The organism is Pseudogulbenkiania subflava DSM 22618, assembly GCF_900177275.1.
GTDB lineage: Bacteria > Pseudomonadota > Gammaproteobacteria > Burkholderiales > Chromobacteriaceae > Pseudogulbenkiania > Pseudogulbenkiania subflava.
On record NZ_FXAG01000028.1, the window covers coordinates 40,098 to 51,861 of the forward strand.

Consider the following 11,764-nt stretch of genomic DNA (forward strand, 5'->3'; position numbering starts at 1 on the left):
CAAAATACCTACTATGATAAGGGTATGAAAAATACCCGTGTCTATTCTTACCGCCGCTTCTCATCAGGCCGCCAAGCTTCTGGTCACAGTCTTGAACGACAGTCAGAAGCAGCACGTCGTTGGTGTGCTGAGCGAGGCTTCACGCTAGACAACGAGCTTGTTCTTGCAGACTTGGGCGTCTCCGCTTATACGGGCGATAACGCAACGCGCGGAGCTTTGTCCGCCTTCCTTACTGCTGCTGAAGCGGGAAGAGTCCCCAAGGGTTCGATCTTACTCTTAGAGAGCCTTGATCGCCTCACACGCACGGCTATCCCAGAAGCCGTTGGCCTTCTGACCTCAATTGTGCGTGCCGGGATACGTGTTGTGTCCATGATTGATGGTCAGGAATGGAACAACGAGAACATCAATGACACTACCAACTTCCTTGTGTCTGTTTTGCTCTTTGCTAGGGCACATGAGGAGAGCGCCACCAAAGCCAAGCGGGTGAGTGCCGCCTTTCAGAAGAAGAGAACTGCCGGACTGGCTGTCGTCTCAACAAAGCATGGGCCTGGCTGGGCGAATCCAAGTCAAGACATGTCGCATTGGATGCTTGATGAGGAAAAAGCCGAGGCCGTAAAACGTACTTTTGAGCTGGCGGCCAACGGTCTTGGTGGCATAGCTATTGCCAGAATTGCAAATCAAGAAGGCTGGGATTACCCATGGAGGGTAAAGAAGAGTACGACAGGAATCTGGGAGCACACCACGATCAGCCGGCTCCTTAGAGACCGTAGGGTCTTGGGCGAGTGGCAGCCACACCGAATGGTTGCTGGGAGACTTACCCCAGATGGGGACGTCGTCCAGGACTATTTCCCTCGCGTCATCTCTGACGAGTTATGGCACAAAGTTCAGGCCTCACTGGTCGGCAGACCTGGTCCGAAACGTATGCACGGCATTACTGCCGATATTTTTGCGGGCTTACTGTTTTGTAGATGTGGCAAAAAGATGGAGCGTAAAGCACCTTCAGGTCGTGGGGTTGGGCGCTACTACTGTCTTGGAAGAAAAGCAGGGCTTACTGAGTGCCCCTCCCTTCCCGAGCCCATTCTGCTTGGTCCTGTTTTGTCAGGGCTCGCTCAGATGGAGCAAGATGCCTTCAAGCAAGATTCTGCTGCTACGGCTGCTAGAGAGGCGCTGGCACTGGCTGAAGCAAAAGCAGCCGATGCTCAAGAGAAGGCAGACAGGCTGTTAGCTGCCATCGAAGATGGTGGTCACAACGATTTTATCCTTCAACGACTGGCTACCATTCAAAAAGAGAAGAATGAGGCGGTGGAAGCTGCACTGGCAGCCAAGGAAAAACTAGCTAGCCTGCCCATACAAGGAAGAACTTTTGGGGAGGACCTTGCCAGGCAAGCCCATGATGCTGTAGCCGATAAAGAAGCAGGAGAGATTCGACACAAACTCGCGATGGCAATTGCATCTGTTGTGCAACGGATCGATTGGCATGGCCGTATTGTGATGATCAAAACGCATTCGGGGAATGGAATTGCCATTAATCCACCTGCAGAGCTTCTTGAAAAGCGACTTAAGCGAAAGGCCACGGGAGTCAGACCTTAGGAATGGCTGAGCCCCGCCATCGGCGGGGCTGGGAATTCTTCACACTCGGAAGAGGATTATCACGGATTCACTTGTGCCATTATGGTGGTCACATGCATGTGGTAGACGCCATCCTCATCTTTCCAGAGGGCGTGCCCCCACGGGGTCGGCGAGCCCGCGTCCTCTGCAAGCTTGGCGGCTTCAAACAGGTCCGCTGCATCCCACTCGGCGTAAGGGTTGTAGTTGCCACTGGTAAAACAGGCGGCATGCAGGTCCTCGCTATCGATGGCATCGAACCAGAAACCACCGCTGGCGAGGCTGTCACCCGCGATGAATACCACTGGGACAAAAGCGACTTTGTCATAGCCATTTTCACCTGCCAGGTCGCTTTCCAGCATGCCACTATCAACCAAGGCCAGGGCGGGCACCATCAGGTTAACGTGCCGGCCATCAGGTAGAACACAACCCCACTCGAAGTTTGTTGCTGCCGACAGTTTGTCGAGGCGGAGTATATTCGAGATAAAGGGGTGCTGTTCTGCCAGGGCTGTCAGGCAGGGTTCGAATTTGGGGCCGAGATGGATAAGCAGGGCTTTACCAAAGGTGGCAGAGGTTTCGTATGGCCGTCCGATGCCGGCGAGGTTGCAGCGGTAATCGATATATCCGGACATGTCGAACTGATGCTCACGTTCTTTGCAGATTTTCTCCATGATGGATAACGCCCTTACAATGCCTGACCAGCATTGCTGTGCCTTTTTCAGGCTCATTAACTTAGCGGTAATAGCAGGTAGGGGCGGGAATGGCTCCGATGGTTCTAATTCATGCTCATAGCCACAGAAGGCTTGATTATCCATTTTATGGGCTCCTTTTCAGTCATTTTGGGGTAATTCCGGATTTAGCCGGGGCTTCTGATCATGGCGACTGAAGGATTTTTATTGCCTTGGACAATCAAGTTTCTCTCCTGTTTTTGATGGTTAAATTCTATCAAAACCCCCTGTTTTTGTCTCGAATGTCGTGCTGCAAATATGTTATTTGTGTTGAAAAACAACTAATTAAAAGTGGTTTTTTTGAAGGTGTGCTAAAAAGCTCTTCTTTTTAAGAAGAGCTTTGGATTTAATAATCCACCTGCAAAAATGATGTTTTCTAGAGTGAGTCTGGCCCGTGATTCAATGGTGCCCAGGACTGATTGCCGGAGCACGAATGATGGTGGTGAACGTCTTGGCCAAACGGGCTGCCACCCGCATCTACCCCACCTATGGTGTTGTCAATCATTAGCAGACCGGTGGCGGGATTGACCACCGAGGTGGCCTCGGGGTGGGGGGCCTCTTCTGCTGTAGAGGCCTGGCCAAACAGGCGGTTCCAAAAAGACATGATGTTCTCCTTTCTTTGGGGGATACCCCGCCCATGGGCGGGGCGGTCGGGGTTAGTCTTCGCCGGGGTACAAGATGGTCAGTACGGGCTCGCCGTCATCTCCCGGACCTATTGCTAGACGCAGGGTGAAGTGCTCGACCCGCCCACTGGCTTGCTCCACGCGCAGCGAATAGTCCACCTCGCCGAGGTCTTTGGCCTTCCGGGTAGCTAAGCGGGCCAGCCACAACACATCCCACAGCCTGCCGCGTTCGTCCTGGCCTGCTTCATCAGCCTCCCAGGCGACACACGTAGCCCAGACCCCGGCTGTGACGGCAACCGGCAGGCGGAATCCGGCTTCTCGTGCGGCATCGGTGACATCGATGAGCACGCCGTCGGCAATGGCTTGGGCGCGGCAGTAGGCGTAAATCGGTTCACCAAAAATCGGGTCATTCATTTGCGTTGCTCCTTGACGATGGTGACGGGCATGAGGCTGGTGCCGTGGGCTGTCCAGCGCAGTACGTGGCGCTGACCATCCCGGATGGTTTTGAAATCGCGATGGGTGCGTTTCCATCCCTCAGCCGTCATGTGTTCCTCGCGCTTCGGTTCTGGTGTGGGGTGTTCCATGCTGTTGCCTTTCAAACTGACCGGATTTCTAGATTCCGAGCCCGCCGTTGCTTGGCTGTTGACGTGCGGGCCTGGCGCTGTGTCGGGGGACGTTGGTTTTACCGCCGTGTTTTCTGAGTTCGACGCCCGCAATCCGGTAAGAACGAGCCACAAGGACGGGGCGCCAGCTGGCGAAACAAAGCCGCAGCCTGAAAGGACCGGGTGCCGTTCGCCCCGAAGGGCTGGCAGCTTGCGCCCTGGCCGGCTCGGGCTAGGCTTGCGCTAAGGTGACGGAGTCAGGAAACCGCGTGCGTTAAACCTCACTGGCGCGACGGGGCCGAGGCACGTGCTGGCAACTGCCAGCCGTGCCGGGGTGCGCAAGCTGTAGGCGCGCAGCGATCGGCTAGACCGAGCGCGGAGGGGAGCCGCGCTGTGCGCGGGGCAAGGCGTCCAGCCGCAGCCTCCGAGACCCGCTGGCCCCAGCTAGCGCGGTAGAGGACAGGGGGAGCCGCAAGACACAAGCCGGCAGGCGTAGCCGTCGCCGTGCTTGAGGCAAGCCCCAGCTTGCCGGTGGCGCAGTGGGGGACGGAGTCCCGGCGTCCCGGCGTACGCTCGGGCAACCCGGCCGAGTGCGCGTGCGCACCAACGCCGGAGCAGCGTCCAGCGGAACCGGTCGGGCGGGTTGCCCGAGCGTTGAGTGGAGCGCTAAGCGGAAGGAGAGGCTTGGGGACGCCCTCATCAATAGGAGCACGGGACACGTCCAGAGGCCCGAAAAGTCAGGCGTTCGTCCAGAACACAGCCAGGCTTTGCTGCTCCAGCGTGCGCAGCACTCCACGACGCCTCCCCCTTACGCCCCCGGGCGATGGGGGAGGAGACTGGGCCAAGCGAAGCGGTGGCTATACCTGTTTTCGACATCCTTTGGAGAGAACACGATGAAGACCCCACCCGATGGCCGCTTGGTTGCGCAGAAAAATGAAACGGCGGTGCTCAGAGCACTGCACCGCTATGGCTGGTTGCGCACACGTGACCTGGCTGTGTTGGTCTGGCACAGCTTTACCAGGCTATTGCTGGGGCGGCATCCCAGCTTGGCTCCGCTCGCGGCCACCGATACGGCCATTCGTATGGCCCAGCGCACCCTGGCACGGATGCGCCGGCAGCGCCTGGTGCTCAGTACGAATGCACCAAATGGCAGCCGCATCCATGCGCTATCCGAGCGTGGTGCTCGGGTACTGCAGGGGCTGGGCGTGCCGGCGACGACCGGCAAGGACTTGGTGCGCGATTACCATGCTGCGTTTTTCCTGCATCGCTGTATCGCCAACGAAGTGGCGATCAGCGCGACAATGGCGGGCTATCGCGTGTCCACGGAGAGGGAGATTGCTCAGGGGCGCTGGCTGGGAGGGGGGAACGGCATTGCCGGTAAAAAGCCGGATGTATTGGTGCGCTCCGGGGCGATGGCTTGGTGGGTGGAGGTGGAGCACAGTCACAAAAACCGCAACGACTACGCCAAGCTGCTACGCTGGCTGGTGGCTATCTGGCAGAACACCCCACGCCCAGGTGAGGCGGCACCTCTGCATGAAGACGTGACCCTACGCCAAGTGGTGTTTATCTGCACCAAAGCGTTTGCCAAGAAGCTGACGGCGGACTTGCAGGAACAAGGCTGGAGTGCGGAGCAAGTTGCCAGCCGGCTGCGCTATGAAGCGTCGCTATACTCTTTCGAGGCTATCGCGTTTTTCTAAGTTGAGGCTAAGACACGGCCTGGTCGGACCGTGCGCAAACGACTGATTCAGCCTAACAAATGGTGTAGGCGGGCAACGTGCCGACCACGTTGTTTACCCTAGCAGGGCTTACGGGGCCATCGGCCCCTGGCTCTGTGTTTTTATGTTTTGGCTGTCCGGAGTGTTTTATCCAGGACGGGTGGCTGGACAAGAATACTCCATGAAAAACAAGACTTTATTTTTCTGTCCTGGTTGTCTTGGCAAGAAGTCAAAAATAGCTGGCTGAGTGAGTTTCGGAAAAGTTTGGTTTCCGACCCGGACAGACAGGACAGGCCAGACGGCCATGGCGCGACACTCAGACGAACAGCGTTATGCATTTTCACCACAGCATCCATGCGTATTGTGAGAAGACTCTTTGCAATGTGAAGCGCATTGCCATAGTATGACTATCAAACAAGGCGCTCGCCTTATTCCCCAGGACCCAACCTAGCGGTCCATCCCGTGCTCCCTCCGAAAACATTCGGAGTGCGAGACGCATTTCCAAAATTTAAATTGTTTCACCGTTCACCATTCGCATCCGCTTGCATCGGGCTGTTCTTGTCCTTTCCAACGCATGCCGTGATGAGACCCGGGCTATTGACCCTTTCGTTCCTTAACAATCTGAACTGATCGGCTGACGCCGCTTGAGCCTTCGGGCTCGCCGTCAGCAATGTCGCATCGCGACCGATTGCTAGATTCTTTGGTCTGAGCGAACGGGAGCGATGGATTTCTTTCTCTGTCCGTCCCTGTTCTAGGGGCGGTAAAAAGGATTTCTATAATGCAAAACAATACTGCTCAACAATTCAATAACATCATTTCTGTTCTGCCGGTCGCCCCCAAGCCATTGAAGTGGAACCACGTTCCTGCTAGTGCGTTAACGATGCTACGTAACGTCATTCAGGTTACCCCAAAGGCCGCCGCGATTTCCGAGACCTACATGAATGAACTCCGGCCGTATTTCGCCAATGGCGGTGATGGCCGTATCTGGTACTACGATGGGGCTAAATGGTGTGTAGAGAGCGACCTGGATGCCGAGACCAAGATTTCTGAGCTTATCCGCGATGTCGGTGGCAAGCCGACCCGGAACCTGGTTCCTGGCCTGCAGTTTGAACTGACACGACTGAGCCAGCGAGTACCAGAGAGCGCTTCCGGCATCAACGTCGCCAATGGCTTCCTGCAGTGTGTAGGCCAGCAATGGGTACTGACCCCGCATCACAAGAACTATGGCCAACGGTATCAGCTACCGTTTGATTATGACCCTCAAGCGACCTGCCCCCTCTGGATGAGCTTTCTGGAACGAATGCAGCCGAGCGAGGAAGTACGCCGCTATCTACAAAACTTCTTCGGTTGGGTCGTGCTCGGTCATAACCGTCCTCATGAAGAGAAGTTTGCCATCTGGCTGGGAGATGGTGCGAACGGCAAGAGCGTGGCGATCGGGGTGCTTAAGGCCCTGGTCGGGGATGAAAACGCAGCCACGCTGAGCCTGAACGAACTGAATGGCAAGAGCGTGGAGCTACTGGCGAACAAACTGGTGAATGTCGGCTCCGAAACCGAGCGCACTGAGAGAGTCGAAACCGCGATATTGAAGAAGCTGGTTTCGGGCGAACCGGTGTTGGCCACCCCGAAATATCGCCATCACTACACCATGACCTGTAATACCGCGTTGGTTTTTGCGGTGAATGATGTGCCGGTGATTGACGACCGTTCTGGTGGGACTTGGCGTCGCCTGATGCTGGTGGAGTGGCCGGTCACGCTGGAAGAGCATGAGCGCGACAAGAAGTTGCAAGACAAGCTGGCACAACAGGAACTGCCAGGCATCCTGAACTGGGCCTTGGAGGGCGCACTTCGGGTGCTGGAAGAGGGCTTGGTGGTTCCGACCTCGGTCACCGCCAGCGGGTCGCGTCTTCGCCAGGAAAACAACGCGATTGCCCTGTTCGTGGAAGATGCGGTGCAACTGCACAAGGAAGCCGTGATTGCCAAGGGAGACTTGTACAAAGCCTTCAAGCTGTGGTGCCTGTCTCATGGCCATAAGGTCATGAGCGAAGTCAATTTTGGCAAAGAACTGCGCCGCCTAAAGTTGGACCTGCGCGATGCAAAAACCCCGGCTGGCTATGTCGATATTGAGGGTTACCGCCTGAATAGTCGACTGAACGCCTACCGTGGTCTGATGATTCCCGCAGAGAGGATTTCGCGGGAGATTCAGCACGGCGATGGTCCCCGCCTCCGTACGAACAATGCGATTGGCCAGCTCCTGGTCGCTGCAAACGATGAAATGGCCTACTGAATGAACTGAGTGATCGGGGAGATGCGAGTCTCCCCGATCCGCTCGATAAACAATGAAAGAGAAACCGATGGAAACGAAAAAGACCTTACCGGTTGGGGAGCCGCTCCCTGCTGCAACGTGGCACCCCATCGGCAAAATCAAGCTGGGTAAACCACTCCCAGAAACGCCGGAATGGCTGCTGAAGCAGGCCGTGAACGACGAGCAGTACGCAAACGAGAAGTAACACCGTCTATCGCGCCTACCCCCCACTCCGGGGTGGGCGTCCCGCCTTATAGCTGCAAAATTCCCAAGCTGCTCATTCCGCATAAGATTCGACAGACCCTTGCATAATTTTCACAGCACGCCTTCGGATGAGGTGCCTTGATCGTTTCGGCACTGTATCGAGCATGACTGCCGGAAAGTCTTGCTCAAGCGTCTACGACAATGTCAAAGGCATCTATCTCGACGGCTGGTGCATGTACAATGTCTAGCATCTCAGCCCTACCGCACTAGGAAAAGAATAGCGATGTCTGCACTGTCCTCTTTACTTGATACTTTCCGCTCTGCGGCGGTCACAGAACGTGAAAAAGGGACCTACTTCGAAGAACTGTTCGTCTGCTATCTGCGCAACGAAGCCACTTACCGCGATTTGTACTCCGACGTGTGGACCTACGCAGACTGGGCGGAACAGTATGGCCAGGGCTGGAACAAGAAAGATACCGGCATCGACCTGGTGGCGCAGACCGCTACCGGCGAATACCACGCCATCCAGTGCAAGTTCTACGCCGAAGACTACAAGGTGCAGAAAGCTGATATCGACAGCTTCTTCACCGCATCTGGCAAGAAACCGTTCACCCGCCGCGTCATCGTCACCACCACCAACAACTGGGGCAATAACGCCGAGGATGCGCTGATTGACCAGCAGCCTCCGGTATTCAAGATTGACCTGCAGGCACTGGAAGACAGCCAGATCGACTGGAGCCAGTACCAAGCCAATACAGCACCGGTATTCAAGGACAAGAAAAAGCTCAAACCTCATCAAGAGCGGGCGCTTGCGGCCACTGAACGTGGCCTGAATACCGCTGAGCGCGGCAAGCTCATCATGGCTTGCGGCACAGGCAAAACTTTCACAAGCCTGAAAATCGCCGAAAAGCTGGTCGGTGCGGGCAAACGCGTGCTGTTTCTGGTGCCTAGCCTGTCGCTGCTATCGCAAACCCTCACCGAGTGGACGCAAGAGAGCGAAACCCCGCTACACAGCTTTGCCGTGTGCTCCGACAGCGATGTGGGCAAGAAACGCAAGAAAGACGACGACGTGGTGCAGACCTTTGCACACGAGTTGCGCTATCCAGCCACCACCGAGCCAGCAAGGTTGGCCGTAGAGATGGCCAACCGCCATGATGACGAACATATGAGTGTGGTGTTCAGCACCTACCACTCTATCGAAGTTATCAGCCGCGCCCAGCAAGAGCATGGCCTGGCTGACTTTGATCTCATCATTTGCGACGAAGCCCACCGCACCACCGGGGCCACGTTTGATGGCGAAGAAGAAAGCGCGTTTGTGAAGGTACACGACGGCGACTTCATCCGCGCCGCCAAGCGACTGTACATGACAGCCACGCCCCGTATCTATGGCGACAGCGCCAAGGCCAGCGCCGAAAAAGGCGACGTGGAACTGTGCTCCATGGACGACGAAAGTTTGTATGGCAAAGAGCTATTCGTCATCACTTTCAGCGAGGCAGTCAAGGCCGGTTTGTTGGTGGATTACAAGGTACTGGTGTTGGCCATGGACGAAGCCCACATCAGCCGCAGTCTGCAAAACCTGCTGAAAGACGACGACAACCAAATCAAGGTGGAAGATGCAGCCAAGATCGTAGGGTGCTGGAAGGCGCTATCCAAGCAGGATACTCGTGAAGACTTGGGCGATGACGCCGCTGCCATGCGTCGCGCAGTGGCCTTCTGCCAGGTCATCGAATATCAGAGCAACGCCAAAACCCACAAAATCAGCTCCAAGAAAATAGCCGCCATGTTTGCCAAGGTGGTGGAGGAGTACAAGGCCAGTAACCCGGACGAAGATTGTGCCAGCCTCAGCTGCGAAGCCGACCATATCGACGGTGGTATGAATGCCGGCGAAAAAGAAGCCAAACTGGCGTGGCTCAAATCTCCTGTGCCGGACGATAGCTGCCGTATTCTCAGCAACGTACGCTGCCTATCCGAAGGCGTGGATGTTCCCGCGCTGGATGCCGTGTTGTTCCTCACCCCGCGCAGCTCTCAGGTAGATGTGGTGCAGTCCGTTGGCCGCGTCATGCGTAAAAATGATGCTTCCGGTAAAAAACGCGGCTATGTCATCCTGCCTATCGTGATCCCGGCAGGTATGGCCCCAGATGAGGCCTTGAACGATAACAAGACCTACAAGGTGGTGTGGCAGGTACTGCAGGCTCTGCGTTCGCACGACGACCGCTTTGACGCCATGATCAACAAGCTGGACCTCATCGGCAACGATACCAGCAAGATGGAAGTCATCGCTGTTACAGATAAGGTGCAAAAGAAGGCGGATAGCAAAGCCGCTGCAGCCAATCGTGACAAAGGTAAAAGTAGTTACGGCATCGGCAGCCCCGGCAAGGGTAAGCCTGCAGAAGACAAACCAGAACAGCACGTGCTGGAATTTGAAATCGGCGAAATCGAACGTGCCATCTTCGCCAAAGTGGTACAGAAATGCGGCAACCGCAACCATTGGGAAGAATGGGCTAACGATATCGCCAAGATCGCCCGTACGCACATCACCCGCATCACTGAAATCGTTAACGACGACAGTAATATCCATGAGCAGGTGGCGTTTGAAGGCCTGGTGGCCGAACTGAAGGACGACCTCAACGACAGCATCACCCGCGAAGAGGTCATTGAGATGCTTGCCCAGCACCTCATCACCAAACCGGTATTTGACGCGCTATTTGCCGACTATAGCTTTGCCAGCCACAACCCCATGTCCAAGTCCATGCAAAATGTACTGGATAAGCTGAACGAGCACCGACTGGACAAGGAAGCCGACACGCTGGAAAAGTTCTACGCCAGCGTCAAGCTGCGCGCCGATGGCATCGACAAGGCTGAAGGCAAGCAGAAGATCATCGTCGAACTGTACGACAAATTCTTTCGCAATGCCTTCCCACGCATGACGGAAAGATTGGGCATTGTCTACACCCCGGTAGAAGTGGTGGACTTCATCATCCACAGTGTCGAGCATATCCTCAAAACCGAATTCGGCCAGAGCCTAGGTAGCAACGGCGTCCATATTATCGACCCCTTTACTGGTACTGGCACCTTCATCACCCGCCTGCTGCAAAGCGGCATCCTCAGCAAAGAACAGCTACGGCAGAAATTCCAGGGCCAAATTCACGCCAATGAGCTGGTGCTACTAGCCTATTACATCGCTGCCATCAATATCGAGGCGGTGTACCACAGCATCGTCGGTGGTGACTATGTACCGTTTGACGGCATCTGCCTAACCGACACCTTCCAGATGTATGAGAAGGAAGACCTAGTCGACAAAGTACTGTTTGATAATAGCAAGCGCCGCAAGCGGCAAAAGGCGCTAGATATCCGGGTCATTATTGGAAATCCGCCCTATTCGGCGGGTCAGGAAAGTGCGAACGACAACAACCAAAATGTAGCCTACCCCGATCTGGACAGCCGCATCCGTACCACCTACGCCGAGTGCTCCAGCGCCACCAATAAGAATGCCCTATATGACAGCTATATCCGAGGCATTCGCTGGGCATCTGACCGTATCGGTAATAGCGGAGTGATTGGTTTTGTAACTAATGCTGGTTTTCTGGAGGCTAACACTGCCGATGGCATGCGCAAGTGTTTAGCCGAAGAATTCAGCAATATCTAAGTAATCACGCATAACTAAATTTGAGTTCTGTGCCAACCCTATCCAGCAAGTCGGTCACCTTGCTTTTCAATTCGGTGGCACCCCATGTCTTACATCGTCGCCAGTGGTATTTGGCTTGTTTCCAGAGCTGCTCGATCAGGTTCAGCTCTGGGCTATAAGCTGGCAGAAAGCAGAGATGAAACCCATGATCCAGCAACCAGACATCACGTTTATCTTCTCTGATGGCGGCGTGCATCCGCGCGTTATCCAGGATCAGCAAGGTCGGCCGCTCACGACTGGATCGCTCAGCCAAACTCTGCAAAAAGACCTCAACCTCTTGCTTGCGCACGGTCTGTTCAT

The 11,764-nt window shown here is 55.5% G+C and carries 9 protein-coding genes; 5 read left to right on the top strand and 4 right to left on the bottom strand.

Annotation, left to right across the window (positions count from 1 at the left end):
- Positions 1-24 precede the first annotated feature (24 nt).
- Positions 25-1,590 (top strand): recombinase family protein, encoded by a 1,566-nt coding sequence (locus tag B9N72_RS18905; protein WP_085277754.1) that lies wholly within the window; start codon positions 25-27, stop codon positions 1,588-1,590.
- A gap of 59 nt (positions 1,591-1,649) precedes the next feature.
- On the opposite strand, the gene B9N72_RS18910 is transcribed toward B9N72_RS18905, so the two are convergent.
- The 3 genes from B9N72_RS18910 to B9N72_RS21135 form a co-directional block, all read right to left on the bottom strand.
- Positions 1,650-2,420 carry a hypothetical protein gene (locus B9N72_RS18910; RefSeq protein WP_085277755.1) on the bottom strand — a complete coding sequence of 257 codons (771 nt, stop codon included), beginning with the start codon at positions 2,418-2,420 and terminating at the stop codon, positions 1,650-1,652.
- A gap of 569 nt (positions 2,421-2,989) precedes the next feature.
- Complete coding sequence (locus B9N72_RS18915) at positions 2,990-3,370, bottom strand: DUF6573 family protein (protein ID WP_085277756.1); 381 nt, start codon at positions 3,368-3,370, stop codon at positions 2,990-2,992.
- Positions 3,367-3,540 carry a hypothetical protein gene (locus B9N72_RS21135; protein ID WP_159453052.1) on the bottom strand — a complete coding sequence of 58 codons (174 nt, stop codon included), beginning with the start codon at positions 3,538-3,540 and terminating at the stop codon, positions 3,367-3,369. The genes B9N72_RS18915 and B9N72_RS21135 overlap by 4 nt, the downstream gene beginning before the upstream one ends.
- A gap of 911 nt (positions 3,541-4,451) precedes the next feature.
- Between B9N72_RS21135 and B9N72_RS18920 the strand changes: the two genes are divergently transcribed.
- The 4 genes from B9N72_RS18920 to B9N72_RS18930 all read left to right on the top strand — a co-directional run bounded on the left by B9N72_RS18920 (position 4,452) and on the right by B9N72_RS18930 (position 11,425).
- Positions 4,452-5,255, top strand: a complete 804-nt coding sequence (locus tag B9N72_RS18920; protein ID WP_085277757.1) for a hypothetical protein — start codon at positions 4,452-4,454, stop codon at positions 5,253-5,255.
- A 796-nt stretch (positions 5,256-6,051) separates the two neighbouring features.
- Positions 6,052-7,557: a DNA primase family protein gene (locus B9N72_RS18925; RefSeq protein WP_085277758.1), complete on the top strand. Its 1,506-nt coding sequence runs from the start codon at positions 6,052-6,054 to the stop codon at positions 7,555-7,557.
- Between the two features lie 67 nt (positions 7,558-7,624).
- Positions 7,625-7,780, top strand: a complete 156-nt coding sequence (locus tag B9N72_RS21140; protein ID WP_159453053.1) for a hypothetical protein — start codon at positions 7,625-7,627, stop codon at positions 7,778-7,780.
- A gap of 282 nt (positions 7,781-8,062) precedes the next feature.
- Positions 8,063-11,425, top strand: a complete 3,363-nt coding sequence (locus tag B9N72_RS18930) for a DEAD/DEAH box helicase (protein ID WP_085277759.1) — start codon at positions 8,063-8,065, stop codon at positions 11,423-11,425.
- Between the two features lie 4 nt (positions 11,426-11,429).
- On the opposite strand, the gene B9N72_RS18935 is transcribed toward B9N72_RS18930, so the two are convergent.
- Positions 11,430-11,764, bottom strand: a 335-nt coding sequence (locus B9N72_RS18935; protein ID WP_085277760.1) for a transposase, incomplete at its 5' end; no start/stop codon positions are given.

What these genes read in the sequence shown, in the direction of transcription:
- B9N72_RS18905 (WP_085277754.1), top strand. Translation starts at nt 25, where the DNA reads ATGAAAAATACCCGTGTCTATTCTTACCGCCGCTTCTCATCAGGCCGC.
- B9N72_RS18910 (WP_085277755.1), bottom strand. Translation starts at nt 2,420, where the DNA reads ATGGATAATCAAGCCTTCTGTGGCTATGAGCATGAATTAGAACCATCG.
- B9N72_RS18915 (WP_085277756.1), bottom strand. Translation starts at nt 3,370, where the DNA reads ATGAATGACCCGATTTTTGGTGAACCGATTTACGCCTACTGCCGCGCC.
- B9N72_RS21135 (WP_159453052.1), bottom strand. Translation starts at nt 3,540, where the DNA reads ATGGAACACCCCACACCAGAACCGAAGCGCGAGGAACACATGACGGCT.
- B9N72_RS18920 (WP_085277757.1), top strand. Translation starts at nt 4,452, where the DNA reads ATGAAGACCCCACCCGATGGCCGCTTGGTTGCGCAGAAAAATGAAACG.
- B9N72_RS18925 (WP_085277758.1), top strand. Translation starts at nt 6,052, where the DNA reads ATGCAAAACAATACTGCTCAACAATTCAATAACATCATTTCTGTTCTG.
- B9N72_RS21140 (WP_159453053.1), top strand. Translation starts at nt 7,625, where the DNA reads ATGGAAACGAAAAAGACCTTACCGGTTGGGGAGCCGCTCCCTGCTGCA.
- B9N72_RS18930 (WP_085277759.1), top strand. Translation starts at nt 8,063, where the DNA reads ATGTCTGCACTGTCCTCTTTACTTGATACTTTCCGCTCTGCGGCGGTC.